Origin of the sequence: Micromonospora sp. C41 (genome assembly GCF_018070485.1) — a bacterium.
Taxonomy (GTDB): Bacteria; Actinomycetota; Actinomycetes; order Mycobacteriales; family Micromonosporaceae; genus Micromonospora; species Micromonospora chalcea.
The window spans coordinates 114077-136628 of sequence record NZ_JAGPXP010000002.1; the positions used below are offsets into that span (position 1 = coordinate 114077).

At 74.0% G+C, this 22552-nt stretch carries 22 protein-coding genes and 1 tRNA gene; 14 read left to right on the forward strand and 9 right to left on the reverse strand.

Annotated elements, in window-relative coordinates; translation table 11 throughout:
- Positions 1-34: 34 nt before the first annotated feature.
- Complete coding sequence (locus KBX43_RS02700; protein WP_187694208.1) at positions 35-952, reverse strand: alpha/beta fold hydrolase; 918 nt, start codon at positions 950-952, stop codon at positions 35-37.
- Positions 949-1290: a hypothetical protein gene (locus KBX43_RS02705; RefSeq protein ID WP_043323938.1), complete on the reverse strand. Its 342-nt coding sequence runs from the start codon at positions 1288-1290 to the stop codon at positions 949-951. The genes KBX43_RS02700 and KBX43_RS02705 overlap by 4 nt, the downstream gene beginning before the upstream one ends.
- A gap of 69 nt (positions 1291-1359) precedes the next feature.
- Between KBX43_RS02705 and KBX43_RS02710 the strand changes: the two genes are divergently transcribed.
- Complete coding sequence (locus tag KBX43_RS02710; RefSeq protein ID WP_187694207.1) at positions 1360-1917, forward strand: helix-turn-helix domain-containing protein; 558 nt, start codon at positions 1360-1362, stop codon at positions 1915-1917.
- Here KBX43_RS02710 and KBX43_RS02715 read toward each other — a convergent pair.
- Positions 1890-3317: an MFS transporter gene (locus tag KBX43_RS02715; protein ID WP_307851455.1), complete on the reverse strand. Its 1428-nt coding sequence runs from the start codon at positions 3315-3317 to the stop codon at positions 1890-1892. The genes KBX43_RS02710 and KBX43_RS02715 overlap by 28 nt on opposite strands.
- 7 nt (positions 3318-3324) lie before the next feature.
- Positions 3325-3561 carry a hypothetical protein gene (locus KBX43_RS02720; protein ID WP_043323944.1) on the reverse strand — a complete coding sequence of 79 codons (237 nt, stop codon included), beginning with the start codon at positions 3559-3561 and terminating at the stop codon, positions 3325-3327.
- A gap of 137 nt (positions 3562-3698) precedes the next feature.
- Here KBX43_RS02720 and KBX43_RS02725 point away from each other — a divergent pair, with 137 nt between their 5' ends.
- Complete coding sequence (locus tag KBX43_RS02725; RefSeq protein ID WP_210882798.1) at positions 3699-4844, forward strand: geranylgeranyl reductase family protein; 1146 nt, start codon at positions 3699-3701, stop codon at positions 4842-4844.
- Positions 4845-4853: 9 nt separating this feature from the next.
- Positions 4854-5645, forward strand: a complete 792-nt coding sequence (locus KBX43_RS02730; RefSeq protein ID WP_210882806.1) for a DUF2785 domain-containing protein — start codon at positions 4854-4856, stop codon at positions 5643-5645.
- A 10-nt stretch (positions 5646-5655) separates the two neighbouring features.
- Here KBX43_RS02730 and KBX43_RS02735 read toward each other — a convergent pair whose 3' ends face one another.
- Positions 5656-6690, reverse strand: coding sequence for an NAD(P)-dependent alcohol dehydrogenase (locus tag KBX43_RS02735; protein WP_210882819.1), 1035 nt, complete (start codon positions 6688-6690; stop codon positions 5656-5658).
- Between the two features lie 95 nt (positions 6691-6785).
- On the opposite strand from KBX43_RS02735, the gene KBX43_RS02740 reads away from it, so the two are divergent.
- Complete coding sequence (locus KBX43_RS02740; RefSeq protein WP_247677082.1) at positions 6786-6971, forward strand: hypothetical protein; 186 nt, start codon at positions 6786-6788, stop codon at positions 6969-6971.
- Between the two features lie 40 nt (positions 6972-7011).
- Here KBX43_RS02740 and KBX43_RS02745 read toward each other — a convergent pair whose 3' ends face one another.
- Positions 7012-8802 carry a bifunctional UDP-sugar hydrolase/5'-nucleotidase gene (locus KBX43_RS02745; RefSeq protein ID WP_210882829.1) on the reverse strand — a complete coding sequence of 597 codons (1791 nt, stop codon included), beginning with the start codon at positions 8800-8802 and terminating at the stop codon, positions 7012-7014.
- 151 nt (positions 8803-8953) lie between these two features.
- Here KBX43_RS02745 and KBX43_RS02750 point away from each other — a divergent pair, with 151 nt between their 5' ends.
- Positions 8954-9856 carry an SDR family oxidoreductase gene (locus tag KBX43_RS02750; RefSeq protein WP_210882831.1) on the forward strand — a complete coding sequence of 301 codons (903 nt, stop codon included), beginning with the start codon at positions 8954-8956 and terminating at the stop codon, positions 9854-9856.
- Between the two features lie 139 nt (positions 9857-9995).
- On the opposite strand, the gene KBX43_RS02755 is transcribed toward KBX43_RS02750, so the two are convergent.
- Positions 9996-10646 carry a nucleotidyl transferase AbiEii/AbiGii toxin family protein gene (locus KBX43_RS02755; RefSeq protein WP_166457416.1) on the reverse strand — a complete coding sequence of 217 codons (651 nt, stop codon included), beginning with the start codon at positions 10644-10646 and terminating at the stop codon, positions 9996-9998.
- Positions 10643-10969, reverse strand: coding sequence for a hypothetical protein (locus KBX43_RS02760; RefSeq protein WP_043323958.1), 327 nt, complete (start codon positions 10967-10969; stop codon positions 10643-10645). The genes KBX43_RS02755 and KBX43_RS02760 overlap by 4 nt, the downstream gene beginning before the upstream one ends.
- Positions 10970-11684: 715 nt before the next feature.
- Between KBX43_RS02760 and KBX43_RS02765 the strand changes: the two genes are divergently transcribed.
- The 9 genes from KBX43_RS02765 to KBX43_RS02810 all read left to right on the forward strand — a co-directional run bounded on the left by KBX43_RS02765 (position 11685) and on the right by KBX43_RS02810 (position 21816).
- Positions 11685-12272: a hypothetical protein gene (locus KBX43_RS02765; protein ID WP_210882833.1), complete on the forward strand. Its 588-nt coding sequence runs from the start codon at positions 11685-11687 to the stop codon at positions 12270-12272.
- 302 nt (positions 12273-12574) lie between these two features.
- A complete protein-coding gene (gene fdh / locus KBX43_RS02775) occupies positions 12575-15898 on the forward strand; it encodes a formate dehydrogenase (protein ID WP_307851456.1) in 3324 nt (1107 codons plus the stop codon).
- A complete protein-coding gene (locus KBX43_RS02780; RefSeq protein ID WP_210882837.1) occupies positions 15891-16934 on the forward strand; it encodes a 4Fe-4S dicluster domain-containing protein in 1044 nt (347 codons plus the stop codon). Before fdh ends, KBX43_RS02780 begins: the two co-directional genes overlap by 8 nt.
- Positions 16931-18100: an NrfD/PsrC family molybdoenzyme membrane anchor subunit gene (nrfD, locus tag KBX43_RS02785; RefSeq protein WP_113974173.1), complete on the forward strand. Its 1170-nt coding sequence runs from the start codon at positions 16931-16933 to the stop codon at positions 18098-18100. The genes KBX43_RS02780 and nrfD overlap by 4 nt, the downstream gene beginning before the upstream one ends.
- 45 nt (positions 18101-18145) lie before the next feature.
- Positions 18146-18241 (forward strand) — tRNA-Sec (locus KBX43_RS02790).
- Positions 18242-18262: 21 nt separating this feature from the next.
- The gene (selA, locus tag KBX43_RS02795) at positions 18263-19555 is read left to right on the forward strand and encodes an L-seryl-tRNA(Sec) selenium transferase (RefSeq protein ID WP_210882839.1); all 1293 of its coding nucleotides are present in this window, start codon (positions 18263-18265) and stop codon (positions 19553-19555) included.
- Positions 19556-19560: 5 nt separating this feature from the next.
- The gene (gene selB, locus KBX43_RS02800; RefSeq protein WP_210882841.1) at positions 19561-21324 is read left to right on the forward strand and encodes a selenocysteine-specific translation elongation factor; all 1764 of its coding nucleotides are present in this window, start codon (positions 19561-19563) and stop codon (positions 21322-21324) included.
- A 45-nt stretch (positions 21325-21369) separates the two neighbouring features.
- Positions 21370-21567, forward strand: a complete 198-nt coding sequence (locus KBX43_RS02805; protein WP_030503909.1) for a hypothetical protein — start codon at positions 21370-21372, stop codon at positions 21565-21567.
- A 66-nt stretch (positions 21568-21633) separates the two neighbouring features.
- Complete coding sequence (locus KBX43_RS02810; protein ID WP_064445937.1) at positions 21634-21816, forward strand: hypothetical protein; 183 nt, start codon at positions 21634-21636, stop codon at positions 21814-21816.
- 5 nt (positions 21817-21821) lie between these two features.
- Here the strand turns inward: KBX43_RS02810 and KBX43_RS02815 are convergent, their stop codons facing one another.
- Complete coding sequence (locus KBX43_RS02815; RefSeq protein WP_043323971.1) at positions 21822-22478, reverse strand: hypothetical protein; 657 nt, start codon at positions 22476-22478, stop codon at positions 21822-21824.
- Positions 22479-22552 lie beyond the last annotated feature (74 nt).

The following is a 22552-nucleotide window of genomic DNA, read 5'->3' on the forward strand; positions in this document are numbered from 1 at the left end:
GTACCCGATCCGGGTGCCGGCCTTTCGCGTGCCCTCAGCCGCTGTGCGCGGCGAGCCACGACAGCACCGGCTCGACCACCGACGGGTCCAGCGGCTGCTTCGCCTCGTCCCGGTACGCCCGCAGCGACGGCGGACCGGGCTGGCGCCGCAGCACGTGGGTGACATCCGGCAGCACGCCGGTCTGCACGGGCCCGCCCGCGTGGGCGGCGATGACCGGCAGGTCGGCCGGGTCGGTCTGGAGGTCCTTGTCGCCGGTGAGCGCGAGGATCGGGGCATCGACGCGGGCCAGGTCCGGCCGCGGGTCGTAGCGCAGGAACTCCCGGAACCAGCGGGCGTTGAGCCGCTGCCCGCCGACCCACGCCACGTCCTTGTCGGTGGCGAGGATCTTCTCGTGGTTGCGGGCCACCTTCGCCACCAGGTCGGTGCAGGTGAGCCGGAGCACCAGGCGTACCGGCGCGGGCAGCGTGGGCAGCAGCCGTCCGGCCTGCCAGCGCAGCACCTCGGCGCCGGTGCGCCCGGGCGCGGACAGCAGGACCAGGCCGGCCACCGGTACGCCGCGCGCGGCGAGCGCGACAGCGGTGAGCGCGCCCTCGCTGTGCCCGACCAGGAACATCCGTCCGGCGTCCACGGCCGGGTCGTCGCGCAGCGCCGCGAACACGGCGGCCGCGTCGTCGACGTTGTCGAAGAAGCCGGTACGCAGGAACTCGCCGGTGCTCTCGCCGACGCCCCGCCGGTCGTACCGGGCGACCGCGATCCCGGCCCCGGCGAGCGCTGCGGCCAGGTGCCGCTGGATGCCCAGGGGCAGGCGGCGGTGGTCGCCGTCGCGGTTGATCGGCCCGGAGCCGGGCAGCAGCAGCGCCACCGGGTGCCCTCCGGCGCCGTCGGGCAGCGTGAGCGTGCCGGACAGCCGCTGCTCGCCCGAGTCGACGAGGAGCGGACGGTCGATCGTCACGGCAGCACCGCCGCGGCCAGGGCGGAGGCGTCGTCGGCGCCGATGAGCAGGGAGTCGTACGCCTGGCCGGTGAGGGTGATGCGGACGGCCGGCTGGCCGCCGCGGACGCTGACGAACTCCTTGCCGGCCCTGCCGCGCCAGGTGCCGACGTTGCGCGTGCGGGGCACGCCGAGGCCGGGCGCCCGGATGCCGCGGGTGGCGCGCGCCCCGTCGGGCACGACGACGGCGCCCGCGACGGCGGAGCGGGGGAACGACAGGTCGCCGCGCAGGGCCCAGATCTTCTCGGCGGTGGTGAGCCGGACGTCGATGCGGTCGGGGGTGATGTCGATGGTGGCCATCGGCGCGCTCCTCGGTTCTGTTATCGTCGGTGAGAACATTACCGGATGCGATAAAAAAGGGGAGCGACTGTGGCACTCGACACCGTGGAGCTGCTGATGCACCCGGTCCGGCTGCGCATCGTCCAGGCGTTCCTGGGGGGCCGCACGCTGACCACCGCCGACCTGCGCAGCGAGCTGAGCGACGTGCCGCCGGCCACGCTCTACCGGCAGGTCGCCACGCTCGCCGAGAACGGCGTGCTGCACACGGTCGGGGAGCGGCGGGCCCGCGGCGCGGTCGAGCGCAGCTACCGGCTCCACGAGGCCGCCGCGTCGGTGGACCCGGACGAGGCCCGGGCCATGAGCCCGCAACGGCACCGCCAGGCATTCCTCACCTTCGTCGCGGGCCTGCTCGCCGACTTCGACGGCTACCTCGACCGCGGCGACCCCGACCTGGCCCGCGACATGGCCGGCTACCGGCAGAACGCGTTCCACGCCACCGACGCCGAGACCGCCGAGTTCGTCACCCGGTTCCGCGAGCTGTTCGCCGAGTACGCCGCGCTCGGCCCCGGGCCCGGCCGCACCCGGCGGCTGCTCACCACCGTGCTGCTGCCCGGCGCCGATCAGGAGCGGCCCGCCGAGCGCCGGTGACCGGCCACGATGTCCGCCACGGCGGCACCCAGCGCCAGCACGATGATCCCGGCGGCGAGCAGCAGTGAGTGGCGGAACGCCGTACCCCAGTCGCCGTGGTCGTCGGCGATCGTGGAGAAGAACAGCGCGCCCACCGCGGCGATGCCGGCGGCCGAGCCGATGCGCTGCCCGGTCTGCAGCATGCCCGCGCCGCTGCCGGCCATCGGCACCGGCACCTCGGACAGCGTGAGCGTCTGGTTCGGCGCGATCACCAGGCCGCTGCCCAGCCCCGCGACGAGCAGCGGCAGCGCGGTCCGCAGCGGCACGTTGTCGTGCGGCCCGCCCGCCAGCACCAGGTCGGTCGCGATCAGCCCGGCCACCACCGCCAGCAGCCCGATCGCGACGAGCGGACGGCCGTACCGGGTGACCACCCGGCCGCCGAGCGCGGAGGCGAGCGCCGAACCGAGCGCGAACGGCGTGATCGCCAGACCGGCCACGAGCGCGCTGTAGCCGAGCCCCATCTGCAGGTAGAGCGTGAAGATGAAGAAGATCGCGGTGAACCCGGCGAAGTAGATCAGGCCGATCAGCGCGCCCAGCGTGTACGAGCGCACCGTGAACAGCCGCAGGTCGAACAGCGGCTGGGCGCGCCGGGCGTACCGGTGCTCCCAGAGCGCGAACCCGGCGAGCAGCAGCAGGCCGACGGGGATCAGCAGCCACTTGCCCGGGCCCCGCCACTGCTCCCGCTGCACCAGCGGCAGCAGGATCACCGTCACCCCGGCGCCGAGCAGCAGCACGCCGATCGGGTCGAGGCGGCCCCGTCCGGCGGGGTTCGTCGCCCGGGTCGGCATCAGCCGCCAGCCGAGCAGCATCGCCACGATCCCGACCGGGATGTTCACGAAGAACACCCACCGCCAGCCGTGCTCCGCGCCGCCCAACTGGATGAGCAGGCCGCCGAGCAGCGGCCCCACGGCGGTGGAGATACCGATCGTCGCGCCCAGCAGGCCGAACGCGCGACCCCGGTCGGCGCCCCGGAACAGCTCCTGGATCATGCCGCTGACCTGAGGGTTCACCACACCGGCGGCGGCGCCCTGGACGAGCCGGGCCACCACCAGCCACTCCGGCGAGCGGGCCAGCCCGGCCAGCGCGCTGGTCAGCGTGAACAGGCCCACCCCGACCACGAACGCGGTACGCCGCCCGCGCGCGTCGCCGAACCGCCCGGCCGGCACCAGCACCAGGCCGAACGTCAGCGCGTACCCGGACAGCACCCACTGCAGGTCGCTCGGTGTGGCGTGCAGCGCCCGGTCGATCGACGGCACCGCGACGTTGACGATGCTGACGTCCAGCAGCGTCATGAACGCCGCGATCAGGCCGACGCTCAGCGCGCGCCAGCGACGCCGATCGTCGTACCCGGTGTCCGGCACGATCCGATCACGCCACCTGGCGCGCGCACCACCGCGGCCCGAAGTCCAGGCCGGACATCGGGGAGTCCTCGCGGTGCAGCAGCCCTCGCTCGGTGAGCGAGTGCAGCGGCTCGCGCAGTTCCTCCTCGGTCATCCCGGTCTCCTGGGCGATCAGGTCCGGGTAGGGGACGTGTCCCTGCACCTCCAGCGCGGACACCGCCTGGTACACCCGTTCCTCGACCGCAGACAGCTGGACCTGAGGCATCGCTTCCCTCCTCGGCGTGGACCGTCCGACCCGCGGACGGCCGGCGACCGGCGGTTACCCGGACGGGCCGCGATGATGCTCACCCGTTCGACTGTCGTGCCGGGCGGGGCGGCACGGCGGTGCCCTAGGCTGCACCAGTGATCATCTGGGATCTCGTCGTGGTCGGCGGTGGGCCCGCCGGACTCTCCGCCGCGCATGCCGCGGCCCGCTCCGGCGTCCGCACGCTCGTGGTCGAGCGGGCCACCCACCCCCGGTACAAGACCTGCGGCGGCGGCCTGATCGGCACCTCGCTGGCCGAGGTCGCCGACCGCCTCGAGGTGCCCGCCCACGACCGGGTCGACCGGATCACGTTCACCCGCGACGGGCGGCGCGCGTTCACCCGCCGGCACCCGTCGCCGCTGGTCACGATGATCCGCCGGGAGGAGTTCGACGACCGGCTGCGCGCCGCCGCCGTCGCCGCCGGGGCTCAGGTCCGCGAGGGCGTCGCGGTCCGCGCGGTCGAGCAGGACCCCGACGAGGTACGCCTGCGTCTGGCCGACGGCGAGGTGGTGCGCGCCCGTGCCGTCATCGGCGCGGACGGCTCCTCCGGCGTCACGGCACGCCACGTCGGTGTCCGTTTCCGCCAGGTCGACCTCGGCCTGGAACTGGAACTGCCGGTGGACGGTGCCGAACGGGAACGCTGGCGCGGCCGGGTGCTGCTCGACTGGGGGCCGCTGCCCGGCTCCTACGCGTGGGTGTTCCCCAAGGGCGACCGGCTCACCGTGGGCGTCATCTCGGCCCGGGGCGACGGCGACCGCACCCGCGCCTACCTGCGCGACTTCACCGACCGGCTCGGACTGTCCGGGGTGACGCCGGAGCACGACTCCGGTCACCTCACCCGCTGCCGCGCCGACGACTCGCCGCTGCGCCACGGGCGGGTGCTGGTCGCAGGCGACGCGGCCGGGCTGCTGGAGCCGTGGAGCCGGGAGGGGATCAGCTACGCGCTGCGCTCCGGCCGGCTGGCCGGGGAAGCGGTGGCCGCCGGTGACCTCGGCGCGTACGCCCGGGAGGTCGACCGGCGGCTGACGCCGGAGATGCGCGCCGGGCACCGGCTGCTGGAGACGTTCGAGCGGCGGCCCGACGTGTTCCACGCGATGCTCGCCAGCCCGCCCGGCTGGCGGATGTTCGTCCGGTTCTGCCAGGGCCGGGCGAGCTTCGCCGAGATGCTCGACCGGCGGCCGGTACGCGCCGGGCTCGCGGTGCTCGACCGCCTGCCCGCGAGGGCGCGGGCCGTGGCCGGTTAACCTGGCGCGGTGACCGACTGGGATCTCGTCTGCGAACGCGACTTCGCGGTGCCGGACGGCCGCGACCTGGACGACCTCGTCGCCGAACTCGCCGCCGCGCTGCGCGACCCCGACCCGGCGGTCCGGGACGGCGCGCCCTACGTGGTGCTGCGCACCTGGATCGCCCGGGACGTGATCGACGCCGGCCGCCGGGCGAAGCTGGGCGCGATCATGGCCGAGCGGTTCACCGACCCGGAGATCCAGGCCCGCACGTTCGCGCCGCTGGTGCTGGACATGATCGTCAGCCGGGGTGACCTCGACCCGGCCTGGCCGGCCGCGTTCAGTGCCTGGTACCCGGCCGAGACCGACCTGCGCGGGTACGACGCGACGCTCGGCTGGCTGCACGCGGTGGCCCACGGCGCCGACCTGCTGGCCACGTTCGGCCGCCACCCGTCTGTCGACCCGGCGAGCATGCTCGACCTGGCCGCGGCCCGCCTCGTCGCGCCGACCGGCCACCTTTTCGCGCAGCAGGAGGACGACCGGTTGGCCCGCGCGATCGCGCTGGTGCTGGCCCGGCCCGGCCTATCAGGCGCCGACGCGCTCGCCTGGCTGGACCCGGTCGCGGCGAGCTACGCCGCGCTGCCCCGAGGCACCACACCCGCGCACGCCTCGAACAGCATGCGGACGCTACGGGCGCTGTACGTGCTGCTGGACACCGGCATCGGGCCGAGCCGGGACGCCCCGGCGCTGCCGCAGCCGCACCGCGACGCGGTCAAGGCACGCCTGGCCGAGGTGCTCGCCCCGGTCTTCCAGCACGGCTGAACGCCCCCGGTCAGGGGACGATGACCGCCCGCCCGTGCACGTCGCCCCGGCGCAGCGCCTCGTACGCCTGCGGCGCCTCCGCGAGCGGGAACGTCTGCACGTCGGCGTGCAGCCGGCCGTCGCGGGCCAGCGCGATCACCTCGTGCAGTTCGGCCCGGGTGCCCCAGAACGGCACCGCCACAGCGGCCTCGAACGGCACGGGCGGCGGCTCGTCGGCGACCGGCCGGACCGGCAGCGTGCCGCCGGCCAGGCCGACCAGCAGCAGCTGACCGCCGGTGGCGACGACCTGCCGGGCGGTGTCCAGGGTCGCCTGCGCGCCGACGAAGTCGAGCACCACGTCCGCGCCGTCCGGGGCCGGCCCGACCAGCTCACGGATCTTCTCCACCGCGTCCGGGCCGGCCTGCACCACGTGGTGCGCGCCGAGCCGGCCGGCCAGGTCCAGCGCCGCGGCGCTGGTGTCCACCGCGACGATCCGTACCGCTGTGGTGGCGAGCAGGATCTGCAACCCCATGTGCCCCAGCCCGCCGATGCCGATCACCACGCAGGTGGTGCCGGGCCGCAGCCGGGGCCGGGCCAGCTCCACCGCGTGGTACGGCGTCAGCCCGGCGTCGGTGAGCGGCGCGGCCTGGGTCAGGTCCATGTCGCCGACCGGCAGCAGCCGGGACGCGGGAACCACGACGTACTCGGCGAGCCCGCCGTCGCGGCTGAGCCCGACGCCGCCGACCGGGGTGACGCGGCACCGGTTCTCCTCGCCCCGCAGGCAGGCACGGCACCGGCCGCAGCCGATGATCCCGTAGACCGCGGCCCGGTCGCCGGGCGACCAGCCCGTCACCCCCGCGCCGACCGTGTCGACGGTGCCGGCGATCTCGTGGCCGAGCGTCATCGGGATCGGGAACACGCCCGCAGGCGCGTCGAGGATGTGCAGGTCGGAGTGGCAGGCGCCGACCGCGCCGACGCGCAGCAGCACCTCACCGGGGCCGGCGTCGGGCGTGGGCACCTCCGTGTGCTCCAGCACCCCGGGTGCGGTCATCCGTACTGCGCGCATGTCTCCTCCACCTCGTCGCCGACGGTCGTCGCGGCGGCATACCCCTGCCGTGGTGGTTGATGCGCCGGCGGGACGGGCGGGCGCACAATGCGGTCATGAGTGAGCCGGCCGAGTCGTTCACCGACGAGGAGTACGCGTTCCTGCGGCACGTCCGCTTCGGCGAACTGCCGGTCCGGGTACGCCCGGAGGACCTCACGGGGTCCGTGGAGACCGAGACCCCGCCGGACCGGCCGGACCCGGTCGGCGGGGAGTCGGAGTGGCACCTGCGCGCGGGCGGCTGACGGGGTCCGGGCCACCGGCCCGGACCCCGCCGCCGCACGGTCAGAAGAGCGGCACGCCGTCGCGGACCAGCTTCCAGTTGGGTACGAAGAAGTCGGCCGGGTCGATGACGCCCTTGGCCTGCGCCCAGTCGATGAGCAGCTGACGGATCTCCTGCTGGGCGTTGTAGACCTGGGTCTTCACGATGCCCGGGAAGTTGCCGCCGCCGCTGCGCCGGTAGTTGTTCACCGCCACCACGAACCGGGCGTCCGCCGCGACCGGGGTGTCGGTGCCGGCCAGCACCAGCCGGGTGATCCGCTGGCCGACCGGCTTGGCGATGTCGATGTCGTAGTCGACGCCGGAGAACACGTCGTAGTTGTAGTCCGGCACCGCCGGGTCGCTGATCGTCTCCGGGTTCACCGGCGCGCCCGCCGGCAGCGTGACGAAGTACTTCGCCGAGTACTCCAGGTACGCCTTCACCTCGGCGCCGGTCAGCACGACCGCCTCCAGCGTGTTGTCGTACACGTAGAGGCCCGCCACGTCGCGGATGCGCACGTCGCCCTGCGGGAACACCGCGGTACGGCTGAACGGCGCGGCGATGGACAGCACCGGCAGGCCCGCGTACTCGCCGCCCGCGAGCGCCTCGGTGACGACCTCGGTCTGGACGTGGTTGATGAAGTCCAGGATCGGGGTGTCCTTGTACCGCGACTCGGCGGCCGACAGCTCCACGCTGGACTGCGCGACGACGCGGTTGACGTACTCGACGGTCTTGGTGTGCTGGCCGCGCACGGCCGCGAGCACCGCCGGGTCCTCGACCACCGTGTTGGTGTTGAGCGTGGTGGCCGACTTGGCGGTGACCGTCCAGCGGCCCTTCTCCCGGGTCAGCGTGAAGTCCATCCGGGTCAGCCGCTGGCCCCACTTCGACGGCTCCGAGGTGAGGACCCGCTCGCCGGTGGTGAGGTTGGTGACGAACTTCTCCGGCACCTCGTTGTGCGCGTGGCCGAACAGGATCGCGTCGATGCCGGGGACCTGCTCGGCGATCAGCGCGGTCGGGTTCTCGTTCGGCAGCTCCGGGCCGTAGCTGGAGGTGCCGCTGTCGCCGCCGTGCGCCGAGATGACGACCAGGTCGGCGCCGCGGCGGCGCATCTCCGGCACCCACTTCGCGGCGGTGGCGACCATGTCGGCGAAGACGAGGCGGCCCTCGACGTTGCCCTTGTCCCAGATGGCCACGCCGGGGTTGGTCAGGCCGAGGACGCCCACGCGCAGCTTCGGCGCGCCGTGCCCGCCGAGCTTGACCTCCTTGATCACGTACGGGAGGAACGCCGGCTTGCCGGTCTTCGCGTTGAGCGCGTTCGCGGCCAGGGCCGGGAAGCCGAGCTGCTCGATCCAGGTGGCCAGCAGCGGCAGGCCGTAGTTGAACTCGTGGTTGCCGAGCGTCACCGCGTCGTACTTGAGGATGTTCATGGCTCGGGCCATCGGGTGCGTCTCACCGGTGCTGGTGATCGGCTCCTGCTTGGCGTAGTACGTGGCAAGCGGCGTGCCCTGGATGGTGTCGCCGGCGTCGAGGACCAGCGTCGCTCTGCCCTTGCGCTCGGCGCGGATCTGGTTGACCAGGGTGGCGAGCTTCGCGACGCCGACGTCGTTCTGCTTGCTGTCGTCGAACTCCGCGTCCTTGTAGTAGTCCCAGTTGTAGACGTTGCCGTGGGTGTCGGACGTGCCGAGGATCGTCAGGTCCCAGGTCTTCGGCTGCTTCGGCTTCGCCTCGGCGGGCGCGCCGGCCAGCAGGGGAGCGGTCGCGGCGGCGGCCGCGACGGCCAGCACCTGGCGCCGGGAGGCGCCGGAGGAGGAAGTCATGAGGTGCCTTTCCAATGGGGGTACGCGCCTCGTGGGCGCCGTTGCGCACCATAACCACCACATGTCGCGTGCGCCACACCGGCCCGTTTTGTTTCCCCTACGGTCACGGTGCTGCTGTTTCCCCTCCGGTCACCGGGGTAGGGGCGCAGACATGAGCGAGGACCAGTTCACCCAGCAGCACCCGGCCGAGCAGTACGGACAGCGTGAGGGACAGCCGTCGCAACAGCAGACGCCGCCCGGCAGCGAACAGCAGATGGTGCCGAAGCCCGACCACGGCGAGCAGTCGTACCGGGGCAGCGACCGGCTCACCGGCAAGCGCGCGATCATCACCGGCGGCGACTCCGGCATCGGGCGGGCCGTGGCGATCGCCTTCGCCCGCGAGGGCGCCGACGTGCTCGTCACCTACCTCGCCGACGAGGAGGAGAAGGACGCCCGGGAGACGGTCGCCCTGATCGAGCAGGCCGGGCGCACCGGCGTCGCGGTCCGGTGCGACCTGCGCGAGGAGGCCAACTGCCGTGCCCTCGTCGACCAGGCGATGCGCGACCTCGGCGGCGTCGACATCCTGGTCAACAACGCGGCGTACCAGATGTCGCAGGACAACGGCCTGCTCGACATCACCACCGAGCAGTTCGACCGGGTGTTCAAGACCAACGTGTACGCCATGTTCTGGCTCTGCAAGTTCGCCGTGCCGCACATGAAGGAAGGCTCGACGATCATCAACACGTCGTCGATCCAGGCGTTCGACCCGTCGCCGCAGCTGCTCGACTACGCCACCACCAAGGCCGCCATCGCGAACTTCACCAAGGCGCTCGCGCAGAACCTCGCCGAGCGGGGCATCCGGGTCAACGCGGTCGCGCCCGGTCCGATCTGGACGCCGCTGATCCCGGCCACCATGCCGGAGGAGAAGGTGAAGCAGTTCGGCACCGACACGCCGCTGGGCCGTCCCGGTCAGCCGGCCGAGCTGGCGCCCGCGTACGTCTACTTCGCCTCCCAGGAGTCCAGCTACGTCACCGGCGAGATCCTCGGCGTCACGGGCGGCCGCCCGACGAAGTGAGTGTCCGGTCCGGCTGCGTCTCTGGTCCCGGCTCGCCCATCCGGCCGGTCCGGCTTGTCCCGGCTCGGTCGTCTGGTCCGGCGCGACTCGGGCGTCTGTCGGTCCGGCGCGGCGCGGCGGGGTCGTCTGGTTCCGTTGCTCAGCGGGGCCAGACGGCCATCCGGCGGCGCACCTCGGCGATGCGCGGCGCGTCCAGGCCGTAGCGGGTGAACCGCCGGTCGGCCAGCCCGTCCAGGTAGCGGCCGGCGGCGCGCACGTCCTCGTCGTCCAGCGCCGGGTCCACCTGCCGGGCCAGCTCCAGCAGTTCCGCCACGCTGTACCGGTCCAGGGCGGCGGAGACGTCGATGTAGTCGCGTACCTCCCGCCGGTTCACCAGCGCGGCGGTCTTGTTGGCGATCAGGTCCCGCACGTCCATCACCGGGCCGAAGTCCATCACCACCGGGCTGCGGTGCCGGTCCAGGCGGGCCAGGCTGAGGCGGATCTGCCGGCCGTCCCGGCTCACCACGAAGTCCCGCAGGTCCCGGTCGAAGCCGTCGAACACCTCGCCCAGGCCGCCCGGATCCGCCTCGGCCACCCGGTAGCCGGCCCGTTCCAGCGCCGCGCGTACCCCGTCGGCCGCGGCCGCGGCGGCGCCCTCCACGTCGGCGAACAGGTCGACGTCCTCGGTGGGGCGGGTGACCAGGCCGTGCGCGGCCCAGGCGACACCGCCGCCGAGCACGAAGCGGTGCGGGCCGGCGGCGGCGAGCGCCACCCGGGCCACCTCCCGGTAGAAGTCGTGCGGATGGGTCACGCCGGGCGCAGGCTCCGGTGCCGGCCCTCCCAGGCCAGGCGTACGCCCCGGGGCAGGTTCAACAGCGGCCACAACCGGCGCAACGTGCCCCCGTGGATCAGCTCGCGCAGATCCTCCACCCGGGTCGTCTCGCGCAGCACGTTCTCGTACATCCAGAGCAGTTCGTCCGGGTCGGCCAGGTCGAACGCGCGCTCGCTGCTCCACATGAGGCGTACCGGCAGTTCGACGATGCCGGTGGTGGGGCCGGTCAGCTCGTCCAGGGTGCGCGCCACCACGGCGGGTCGCCCGGGCCGGGCGAGGTACGCGTGCGCGGTGGCCGACATGGCATCAGGGTAACCCCAACCCGGCCCATCACCCCCCTCCCTTCCGCGCCTCTCCCTTCCCACCCTCCTCGCCCACACCGCGTCGATCATGAAGTTGACGGCGTGGGGCGTCCGGTTTGTCGCCGGCAGCGCTCAGGGCCGGAGATCTTGGAAGATTTGGGCACCTATGGCAGCCATTTCCTTCCAAGATCTCCCACGGTGGCGCGTGCACGTGTTGACGTCCGCCCTGCCGGGAGATCTTTATGGGGGCCGTTCGTCCAAGATCTCTCGCGGACCCCGCTGTGCCGCCGGGTCTGCCGTCGGCGGCCCGACCTCCCAGTTGATCATGAGGTTGACGGTGACAAAACGGACACGAGGTGCCGCCAACCTCATGATCGACGCGGCAGGGACGCCCGGGCGTTGGCGTACGCGGGCCGAGCGGTCGGCGGGCTGCGACGGCCGGAGTGGGGAGAGCGGGGCGTGTCGGGGAGGGCGTGTCCGTCTGCGTCGGGTGTCTGATTTCGGGGTGGTCGGGGACACCCGCACGGCGGAATCGCCTGCGGGGCCGGGGCGTTATACCTGGTGAACGACCGCAGCAGCATCCCCCGGCACCCCGGAATGATCCCGGGGCGGCAGCCACGGGCAGCGAGCCGGATCCCCCCGAAGACTTCTTGAGCGCCTGACGGTGCCCACGCACTCGCCCCCGGGTGCGTCGACCCCCGAATGGAGCCCCCTCATGAACACGATCCTGCGCAAGAGCATCCTCGGTATCGCCGGTCTGACCGTCGCCGGTGGCCTCGCCGCCGGCCCCCTCAACCACGACACCAGCACCCCCACCACCCGCAACGCCGCGGTCACCACCACGCAGGCCGCGAAGCTCGACAGCGCCGCGCTGATCCCGCACGGCGTGCAGGGCACCCAGTCCCGCATCGACCTCAATGACGAGCAGACCGCCAACGTCAAGGCCATCATCGCCGCCACCAAGAAGGCCGGCATGGACGAACGCGCCGCCGTCGTGTCCATCGCCACCGCCCTGCAGGAGTCGAAGCTGGAGAACCTCGGCCACCTCGGTGACCGCAACGACCACGACTCGCAGGGCCTGTTCCAGCAGCGCCCCTCCAGCGGGTGGGGCACGGTCGAGCAGATCACCGACCCCGAATACTCGACCATGGCGTTCCTGAAGGGTCTGAAGCAGGTCGACGGCTGGCGCGACATGCCCCTGACCAAGGCCGCCCAGACCGTCCAGGTCAGCGCGTACCCCGACCACTACGCCCAGTGGGAGCAGCAGGCCGCCGACCTGGTCGCCGAGCACTGGAACAGCTGACCCGGCGGTGACCGGGGTCACGAGGAACGAGCGGAAGAACCGTGACCCCGGTACCGTTGTGCAGAGCGTCGGTGTGTCCAGTGTCCCCGGGCCTCACCTAAATTGCCTTCGCGGAATACCGTTCGGCTGGAGCCGCGTCGCGCCACTCGCCGAGAGGCGACATGCACACCGACGCCCAGAGCCGCCCCGGCCGAATGGCCGGGGCGGCTCTGTCTGTGGGCTCGACTCGCACGCCTCCGGCGGCTGGCCTAGGGTGAGAAGGAAGAGGTGAGAGCCGTTCTCGACGCGGAGGGGGTGCCCGGGTGGGTCTGAAGACCTTCATCCAGGGGTGGCCGGTCTACCGGCAACTCACCGGCACCGATCCGCTCGGTCGCGGTGCCGCCGCCCAGTCGGCGCGCTCCGCCGCGCTGACCGCCCGCACCGAGACCGCCGACGGCATGGCCCGCTCGGTCTGCCCGTACTGCGCGGTCGGCTGCGGGCAGCGCGTCTTCCACTCCGACGGCAAGGTCACCCAGATCGAGGGCGACCCGGACAGCCCGATCTCGCGCGGGCGGCTCTGCCCGAAGGGCTCGGCCAGCAAGAGCCTGGTGACCAGCCCGCTGCGCCAGACGAAGGTCCGCTACCGTCGGCCGTACGCGACCGAGTGGGAAGACCTGGACCTCGACGTCGCGCTCGACATGATCGCCGACCGGATCCTCGCCGCCCGCGCGGAGACCTGGGAGGACGTCGACGACGAGGGTCGTCCGCTGAACCGGACGCTCGGCATCTCCAGCCTCGGCGGCGCGACGCTGGACAACGAGGAGAACTACCTCATCAAGAAGCTGTTCACCGCGATGGGGGCACTCCAGATCGAGAACCAGGCCCGTATTTGACACTCCGCCACCGTCCCCGGTCTGGGGACCAGCTTCGGTCGCGGCGGCGCCACGGACTTCCAGCAGGATCTCGCCAACGCTGACGTCATCATCATCCAGGGCTCGAACATGGCCGAGGCCCACCCGGTGGGTTTCCAGTGGGTGATGGAGGCGAAGAAGCGCGGCGCGAAGGTCTTCCACGTCGACCCGCGGTTCACGCGCACCAGCGCGCTCGCCGACACGTACCTGCCGATCCGGGCGGGCACGGACATCGCGCTGCTCGGCGGCGTGGTGCGCTACATCCTGGACAACGAGCTGGACTTCCGGGAGTACGTGCTGGCGTACACCAACGCGGCCAACATCGTCAGCGAGCGGTTCGCCGACACCGAGGACCTGGACGGCCTGTTCTCCGGCTACAACCCGGACACCGGCTCCTACGACCACGCCAGCTGGCAGTACGAGGGCCAGGAGGACAACGCCAAGATCCGGGGTACGGGCAAGGAGCGTGACTCGGCTTCCGGGCTGGAGCACGAGTCGCACGGCGAGCCGGTGCCGGCGCAGGCCCCGCGGGACGAGACGTTGCAGCATCCGCGCTGCGTCTACCAGATCCTGAAGCGGCACTTCTCCCGCTACACGCCGGAGATGGTGGCCCGGGTGTGCGGCATCCCGGAGGAGAAGTTCCTCGAACTGGCGCGTGCCTGGACGGAGAACTCGGGGCGCGAGCGCACCGGCGCGCTCGTCTACTCGGTCGGCTGGACGCAGCACAGCGTGGGCGTGCAGTACATCCGCACCGGCTCGATCATTCAGACGCTGCTGGGCAACATGGGCCGTCCGGGCGGTGGCATCCTGGCGCTGCGCGGTCACGCCAGCATCCAGGGCTCCACCGACATCCCGACGCTGTTCAACCTGCTGCCCGGCTACCTGCCGATGCCGCACCACGCCGACCACCCGACGTTCGACAGGTGGGTGGACAGCATCCGGCACCCGGGCCAGAAGGGCTTCTGGGGCAACTCGCGGGCGTTCGCGGCGAGCCTGCTCAAGGCGTACTGGGGTGACGCGGCGACGCCGGAGAACGACTTCTGCTACGGCTACATGCCCCGGATGACCGGCGACCACGGCACGTACCAGCAGGTCCTGAACATGATCGACGGCAAGGTGAAGGGCTATTTCCTGCTCGGCCAGAACCCGGCGGTCGGCTCGGCGCACGGCCGCGCCCAGCGCCTCGGCATGGCCAACCTCGACTGGCTCGTGGTCCGCGACCTGTTCATGATCGAGAGCGCCACGTTCTGGAAGAACGGCCCGGAGGTCGCCACCGGTGAGATCGTGCCGGAGGAGTGCCGTACCGAGGTGTTCTTCCTGCCGGCGGCCTCGCACGTGGAGAAGGAGGGCACGTTCACCCAGACGCAGCGGCTGCTGCAGTGGCGGGAGAAGGCCGTCGACCCGCCGGGCGACGCCCGCTCCGAGCTGTGGTTCTTCTACCACCTCGGCCGCGTGCTGCGGGAGAAGCTGGCCGGCTCCACCGAGCGCCGCGACCGGGCGCTGCTGGACCTGGCCTGGGACTACCCCACGCACGGTCCGCACGCGGAGCCGAGCGCCGAGGCGGTGCTCAAGGAGATCAACGGGTACGAGGTGGCGACCGGCCGCCCGCTGCACGCGTTCGGCGAGGCCCGCGACGACGGCTCGACGGCGATCGGCTGCTGGATCTACTCCGGCGTCTACGCCGACGGGGTGAACCAGGCGGCCCGCCGCCGGTCCCGCCACGAGCAGGACTGGGTGGCCGCCGAGTGGGGCTGGGCGTGGCCGGCGAACCGCCGCACGCTCTACAACCGCGCCTCCGCCGACCCCGAGGGCCGGCCGTGGAGCGAGCGCAAGAAGTACGTCTGGTGGGACCCGGATGCCGGCGAGTGGACCGGCTACGACGTGCCGGACTTCGAGAAGACGAAGCCGCCGTCGTACCGGCCGCCGGAGGGCGCCTCCGGGCCGGCCGCGCTCGCCGGTGACGACCCGTTCGTCATGCAGGGCGACGGCAAGGCGTGGCTGTACGCGCCGAGCGGCGTCCTGGACGGCCCGCTGCCGACGCACTACGAGCCGGCCGAGTCGCCGATGCGCAACCCGCTCTACGGTCAGCAGGCCAACCCGACCCGCAAGATCTACGAGCACCCGATCAACCGGATGAACCCGAGTCCGCCGGAGCCGCACAGCCAGGTCTTCCCGTACGTGTTCACGGTCAGCCGCCTCACCGAGCACCACACCGCCGGTGGGATGAGCCGTACCGTGCCGCGCCTGGCCGAGCTGCAGCCGGAGATGTTCGTCGAGGTGTCCCCGGAACTGGCCGGCGAGGTCGGGCTGGCGCACCTGGGCTGGGCGCACCTGATCAGCGGCCGCGCGGTGATCGAGGCGCGGGTGCTGGTCACCGATCGGCTCACTCCGCTGCGGGTGGACGGGCGGATCATCCACCAGGTGTGGCTGCCGTACCACTTCGGCACCGAGGGTCTGGTCACCGGCGACTCGGCGAACGACCTGTTCGGCATCACGCTGGACCCGAACGTGCTCATCCAGGAGAGCAAGGTCGGCACCTGCGACATCCGGCCCGGCCGTCGTCCCACCGGTCCGCCGCTGCTGGACCTGGTCGGCGACTACCAGCGGCGGGCCGGGATGACGCCGGACCGGAAGATCCCGCTGGTGACCACCGACGCGGCCGGCGGGGACGACGCCGCCGGCAGCACCGACGAGCAGTCGCCCGCCGCGCACCAGGACGGGGAGCCGGATGCCTGACGCCAACAGCCTGTACGGTCCGCTGGACCCGGCCCCCGACGCGGGCTGGGTCGAAGCGCCGCCCCGGATGGGCTTCTTCACCGACACCAGCGTCTGCATCGGCTGCAAGGCGTGCGAGGTGGCCTGCAAGGAGTGGAACGGCGTCCCGGACTCCGGGTTCGACCTGCTCGGCATGTCGTACGACAACACCGGCGCGCTGACCGCGAACTCGTGGCGGCACGTGGCGTTCATCGAGCAGCCCCGGCCGGCCGGGCACCGTACGCCGGCGTTCGCCGGTGACCCGACCGGCCCGGCGACCAGCCCCGCGTCCGCGGCGGTCGGCGCGGGCACGGCCCCCGAGACCGGCACGAATCCCGGTCTGCCGCCGGGGCGGCCGGAGGCGGCGGCGCGGATGGCGGCCGGTCCGGAGTTCCTCGGCATGCCCGGCGCGCAGCCGCCCGGGCGGGACAGCGGCGCGGAGACCCGCACCGACTTCCGCTGGCTGATGATGTCCGACGTGTGCAAGCACTGCACGCACGCGGCCTGCCTGGACGTGTGCCCGACCGGGTCGCTGTTCCGCACCGAGTTCGGCACGGTGGTGGTGCAGGAGGACATCTGCAACGGCTGCGGCTACTGCATCTCCGCCTGCCCGTACGGCGTGATCGACCAGCGCAAGGGCGACGGCCGGGCGTGGAAGTGCACGCTGTGCTACGACCGGATCGGCGCGGGCATGACGCCCGCCTGCGCGCAGGCGTGCCCGACCGAGTCGATCCAGTACGGCCCGCTCGACGAGCTGCGGGAACGGGCCGCCACGCGGGTCGCCGCGCTGCACGAGCGGGGCGTGCCGGAGGCGCGGCTGTACGGCCACGACCCGACCGACGGCGTGGGCGGCGACGGCGCGTTCTTCCTGCTGCTCGACGAGCCGGAGGTGTACGGGCTGCCGCCGGACCCGGTGGTCACCACCCGGGACCTGCCGAAGATGTGGAAGCGGGCCGGGTTCGCCGCGCTGGCCATGGCGGCGGCTGCCGTCGCCGCGTTCGTCGGAGGATCGTCGTGAGCCCGGACCGCCCGGTCGGTGACCTGTTCCGCCGCTTCCGCGAGCGCCTGTCCACGGGACCGGAGGACCGCGGCGCCGCCGAGCGGGAGAACGGCAGCCGGGCCACCGCGGCCGGTCCCGGCGTGGGACGCACCGACGCGGGTTCCCGCGACGCGCGGCTGGCCCCGCACCCGCCCCGCGACGCGGCCCCGCGCCGGCGCGGCAAGGGTGGTGGTGAGCAGCTCAACGTGCCGCCGGCCGAGTTCACCTCCTACTACGGCCGGCCCGTCCTCAAGCCGCCGGTGTGGCGGTGGGACATCGCCGCGTACCTGTTCACCGGCGGGCTGGCCGCCGGCTCGTCGCTGCTGGCCGCGGGCGGGCAGCTCACCGGCCGCCCGGCGCTGCGCCGCGCCGGCCGGGTCACCGCCCTGGCGGCGGTGGGCGCGAGCACGTACTTCCTGGTCCACGACCTGGGCCGGCCGTCCCGGTTCCACCACATGCTGCGGGTGGCGAAGGTGACCTCGCCGATGTCGGTGGGCACCTGGATCCTCAGCGTGTTCGGCCCGGCCGCCGGGCTCGCCGCGATCGCCGAGGCGGCGCCGCTGCTGCCCGAGCGCGGCGTGCTGGGGCTCGGCCGCCGGCTGCTACCCCCGGCCGGGCACACCGCCGGTGTGGTCGCCGCCGTCACCGCGCCCGCGCTGGCCACGTACACCGGGGTGCTGCTGGCGGACACGGCGGTGCCGTCGTGGCACGAGGCGTACCCGGAACTGCCGGCCATCTTCGCGGGCAGCGCGCTGGCCAGCGGCGCCGGTGTCGGGCTGGTGGCCGCGCCCTGCGCCCAGGCCGGTCCGGCGCGGCGCCTCGCGGTCGCGGGCGCGGCGATGGAGCTGTGGGGTTCGCACCGGGTGGAGAACCGGCTCGGGCTGCTCAGCGAGCCCTACACGCAGGGCACACCCGGCAAGCTGCTGCGCGCGGGCCGCGCGCTGACCGCCGCCGGTGTGGTCGGCGCGCTGGTCGGTCGCCGCAGCCGGGTGCTGTCCGCGCTGTCCGGCGGCGCGCTGATCGCCGCGTCGGTGTGCACCCGGTTCGGGATCTTCCACGGCGGCGTCGCCTCGGCACGCGATCCGCGGTACACGGTGGTGCCGCAGCGCGAACGCGCCGACCGGCGGGCCGCCGACCAGGTCTGACACCTCCCCGGGCGGCCTCCCGTCCGCTGTGGTTGACTGCTGCGTGGAGGCGTTCAGGCGGCTGGTGCCCCTCCCGGTCTTCAAAACCGGTGTGGTCCGGGACCCGGGCCAGGCGGGTTCGATTCCCGTCCGTCTCCGCCAAACCGTTCCCGGGAGTGCGCGATGCGTGAGGTCGACCCGCGACGGCGGGTGCCGCGCACCGACGCGCTGCTCGCCGATCCCGCGCTGGCCGCCGCCGCCGTGACGCTGGGCCGCGACCGGGTCAAGGCCGCGATCGTCAGCGCGCAGGCCCGCGCCCGCCGCGGCGAGCTGACCCCCGATCAGGTACGCGACGCGGCGCTCGCCGACCTGCCCGGCCGTACGCCACGCGCCGTGCTCAACGCCACCGGCGTCGTGCTGCACACCAACCTGGGCCGTGCCCCGCTCGCCCCGTCCGCCGTGGACGCGCTCGTGGCCGCCGCCGGGCACACCGACGTGGAGCTGGACCTGCGTACCGGACGGCGGGCGCGGCGCGGCCGGGAGGCGCTGGACGCGCTCGCCGCCGCCGTGCCCGACGCCGGGGCGGTGCACGTGGTGAACAACGGCGCCGCCGCGCTGGCGCTGGCCGCGACCGCGCTCGCCGCCGGCCGGGAGATCGTGGTCAGCCGCGGTGAGCTGGTCGAGATCGGCGACGGGTTCCGCCTGCCCGACCTCCTGGCCAGTACCGGCGCGCGGCTGCGCGAGGTGGGCACCACCAACCGCACCACGCGCGCCGACTACGAAGCCGCGATCGGCGAGCACACCGGGTTCGTGCTGAAGGTGCACCCGTCGAACTTCGTGGTCACCGGCTTCACCTCGGCGGTGCCGGTCGCCGAGCTGGCCACGCTCGGCGTACCGGTGGTGGTCGACATCGGGTCGGGCCTGCTCGCGCCCGACCCGCTGCTGCCCGACGAGCCGGACGCCGCCACCACGCTGCGCGCGGGCGCGCACCTGGTCACCGCCAGCGGCGACAAGCTGCTCGGCGGCCCGCAGGCCGGTCTGCTGCTCGGCGACGCCGACCTGGTGCACCGGCTGCGCCGGCACCCGCTCGCGCGGGCGCTGCGGGTCGACAAGCTCACCCTCGCCGCGCTCGCCGCCACCCTGTACGCCCCGACCACGCCCACCCGCGACGCGCTGCACGCCGACCCGGCCCGGCTGCGGGAGCGGGTGGAGCGGCTGCGTGACCGGCTCGGTGCGGACGGCTGCAAGGCCGAGGTGGTGCCCAGCGCGGCAGTCGTCGGCGGCGGCGGGGCGCCCGGCGTGGAGCTGGACTCGTGGGCGCTGAGCCTGCCCGAGCGGTACGCCGAGCCGCTGCGCGCCGGCGACCCGGCGGTCCTCGGACGGGTGCTGCAGGGCCGGCTCCTGCTGGACCTGCGCGCCGTGCCGGAGGGCGCCGACGACCGGGTCCGCGTGGCCGTGCTGAGCGTGGAGGACTGACCGGCATGTGGGTGGTGGCCACCGCCGGGCACGTCGACCACGGCAAGTCGACGCTGGTGCGGGCGCTGACCGGGATGGAACCGGACCGGTGGGCGGAGGAACGCCGCCGGGGCATGACCATCGACCTCGGCTTCGCCTGGACCACGCTGCCCTCCGGCGGCACCGTCGCCTTCGTCGACGTACCCGGGCACGAGCGGTTCGTGCCGAACATGCTCGCCGGTGTCGGCCCGGTCCCGGCCGCGCTGATCGTGGTGGCCGCCGACGAGGGCTGGATGCCGCAGTCCGCCGAGCACCTGGCCGCGCTGGACGCGCTGGGTGTGTCGTACGGGCTGCTCGCGGTGACCCGCGCGGACCTCGCCGACCCAGGGCCGGCGACGGCGCGGGCCCGCACGGAGATCGCCGCGACGTCGCTGGGCGAGGTGGAGGCGGTGCCGGTCTCCGCGGTCACCGGCGCCGGACTGCCCGAGCTGCGCGCCGCGCTGGACCGCCTGACCGCCCGGCTGCCCGACCCGGCCGCTGACGCGCCGGTGCGGCTCTGGGTGGACCGGGCGTTCACGGTACGCGGCAGCGGCACCGTGGTCACCGGCACGCTCGGCGGCGGCCGGCTGCGCGTCGGCGACGAACTGGAACTGGCCGGCACCGGCGAGGCGGTGCGGGTACGCGGACTGCACTCCCTCGGCGCCGCGCACACCGCCGTCGAGGCGGTGGCCCGGGTCGCGGTGAACCTGCGCGGCCTGCCCCGGGACCGCGTCGGGCGCGGCGACGCGCTGCTCACACCCGGCCGGTTCGGGCGTACCGACCTGCTCGACGTGCGCCTGTCCGGCGACCCGGCCGCCGACCTGCCGGCCACGCTCATGCTGCACGCCGGCTCGGCGGCGGTGCCCGCCCGGGTCCGGCCGCTGGGCCCGGACACGGTCCGGCTGCGCCTGGCCCGGCCGCTGCCGCTGCTGATCGGGGACCGGGCGCTGCTGCGCGACCCCGGCCGGCACCACGTCTGCGGTGGCGTCACGGTGCTGGACGTGGACCCGCCGCCGCTGCGCCGCCGGGGCGCGGCAGCGGCCCGCGCGGCCGTGCTCGCCGGGCTGGACGGGGGCCCGGACCTGGCCGGGGAGCTGCGCCGGCGGCTGCTGATCCGGGCCGGGGACCTGACCCGGATGGGCGTGCCGCCGACCGCGACGCCGGTGGCCGGGCAGTGGCTGGCCGACCCGGAGCACTGGCGGGACCTGGGCCGCCGCCTCACCGAGGAGGTGACCCGGTACACCGCCGAGCATCCGCTCGCCGCGGGCGTACCGGTCGACGTGCTGCGGCACCGGCTCGACCTGCCCGACCGCGCGCTGGTGACGGCGCTGCTGCGCCCGCCGCTGCGGCTGCGCGACGGCCTGGTCACCGCCGCCGGGCAGCACACGCTGCCCGATCCGGTGGCGCGGGCGGTGGACCGGGTCCGGGCCGAGTACGGCGACCGACCGTTCCAGGCGCCCGAGGCGCACCACCTGGCCGACCTCGGGCTCGGCCCCCGCGAGATCGGCGCCGCCGTCCGGGCCGGCGCGCTGCTGAAGCTCGCCGAGAACGTGGTGCTGCTCCCCGGCGCCCCGGACGACGCGGTACGCGTGCTGGCCGGGCTGCCGCAGCCGTTCACGCTCAGCGCCGCCCGGCAGGCGCTCGGCACCACCCGCCGGGTGGCGGTGCCGCTGCTGGAGTTGCTGGACCGGCGCGGCGCCACCCGGCGGCTGCCCGACGACGCCCGCGAGGTGCTCCGCCCGCCGGGCTGACGCAACAGGCGTCGCCCGCCCGCTCCGGTCACCTACCGTGACGCCATGGACCCTTCCGCGGTCTGGCGGGACAAGAACCACAAGTGGCGGATCGAGGCGTACCGCGCACCGGACCTGAGGTTCGCCATCTACGCCACGAACGGCCCCACCGAGTCGGCGCCGCTGTGGCTGTTCGGGATGGCCGCGCTGGCCCGCTGGCTGATGACCCACGCGATCTCCCTGGACGACCTGGAGACGGACTGACACCCGGACGGGGGACGGCCGCCCGATCCCCGCCCCGGGCGGCGCCGCCGGTCGTACGGTGCGGGCGTGAAGGACAGGGGACTGCGTACGTTCATCACCGTGCTGGCCGGACTGGCCGTGATCTACTTCGGCTTCTCGGGCAGCCGCGACAGCGGCGGGGAGGGCGGCGTCTCCGGCGGTGTGGTGCTGCTCGCGCTGCTCGCCTCGCTGCTGGCCTGGAACCTGACCAAGCCCGGGCCGGCCAAGTAGCACTCTCAACGGGCAGTGGCGGCGCTGCGGCTCACCTCGCCGGCCGACTCCTCGCCCAGCGCCACCCGCACCAGCGCCGACGCCAGCCGTCCGAAGTCGGCCTCGCCGACCAGCCCGACCAGGTCGCCGGGGCTCGCCGGCAGGCCCAGCCGTTTCGCCCCGGCCAGCGTGCGCCGGTCGGCGTACGGGCGCACGTCCGGCCACACCGACTGCGCCTCGCGCAGGAAGATGTCCGCCCCGGTGGGGCCGATGCCGGGGAACTCGGTGAGAAACCGGCGCAGCGCGGCCCGGTCGGCGCCGGCTTCCTGGTGCAGCCGGCGCAGGTCGCCGTGCCAGCGGTCCAGGCAGAGCCGGGCGCCGGTGCCGAGCATGGTCGCGGTCCGCTCGTCGTAGCGCCGGTAGTGGCCCCGGCCCAGCGCGTCGACCCGGTCCTGCCAGCTCGCCGCCTCCATCGTCTGCGGGGTGCGGTAACCGGCGGCGAACAGCTCCCGGGCGGCGGCCACCGCCACCGACGCCCGGATCCGGGTGCTCAGCAGCGTGGTGAGCACCAGCAGCTGGTAGAGCGGGCCGGGCCGGTCGGCGAGGGTGATCCCCGCCTCCTCCGCGTACGTGCGGGACTGCCGGTCCAGCAGGGCGCGCGCGACGTTGCGATCGTCTGGCATCCATCCGGCTTACCCGTCCCGGCCCCGGCCAGACCCCCGCGCCGATCCGGAATGCGCCGGGCGGCGACGGGTAC

Coding starts and splice junctions, on each gene's coding strand:
- KBX43_RS02805 (WP_030503909.1), top strand. CDS start 21,370: ATGGACCCTTCCGCGGTCTGGCGGGACAAGAACCACAAGTGGCGGATC.
- KBX43_RS02735 (WP_210882819.1), bottom strand. CDS start 6,690: ATGCGCGCAGTACGGATGACCGCACCCGGGGTGCTGGAGCACACGGAG.
- selA (WP_210882839.1), top strand. CDS start 18,263: ATGCGTGAGGTCGACCCGCGACGGCGGGTGCCGCGCACCGACGCGCTG.
- KBX43_RS02745 (WP_210882829.1), bottom strand. CDS start 8,802: ATGACTTCCTCCTCCGGCGCCTCCCGGCGCCAGGTGCTGGCCGTCGCG.
- KBX43_RS02720 (WP_043323944.1), bottom strand. CDS start 3,561: ATGCCTCAGGTCCAGCTGTCTGCGGTCGAGGAACGGGTGTACCAGGCG.
- KBX43_RS02740 (WP_247677082.1), top strand. CDS start 6,786: ATGAGTGAGCCGGCCGAGTCGTTCACCGACGAGGAGTACGCGTTCCTG.
- KBX43_RS02815 (WP_043323971.1), bottom strand. CDS start 22,478: ATGCCAGACGATCGCAACGTCGCGCGCGCCCTGCTGGACCGGCAGTCC.
- KBX43_RS02780 (WP_210882837.1), top strand. CDS start 15,891: ATGCCTGACGCCAACAGCCTGTACGGTCCGCTGGACCCGGCCCCCGAC.
- selB (WP_210882841.1), top strand. CDS start 19,561: ATGTGGGTGGTGGCCACCGCCGGGCACGTCGACCACGGCAAGTCGACG.
- KBX43_RS02760 (WP_043323958.1), bottom strand. CDS start 10,969: ATGTCGGCCACCGCGCACGCGTACCTCGCCCGGCCCGGGCGACCCGCC.
- KBX43_RS02765 (WP_210882833.1), top strand. CDS start 11,685: ATGAACACGATCCTGCGCAAGAGCATCCTCGGTATCGCCGGTCTGACC.
- KBX43_RS02705 (WP_043323938.1), bottom strand. CDS start 1,290: ATGGCCACCATCGACATCACCCCCGACCGCATCGACGTCCGGCTCACC.
- KBX43_RS02750 (WP_210882831.1), top strand. CDS start 8,954: ATGAGCGAGGACCAGTTCACCCAGCAGCACCCGGCCGAGCAGTACGGA.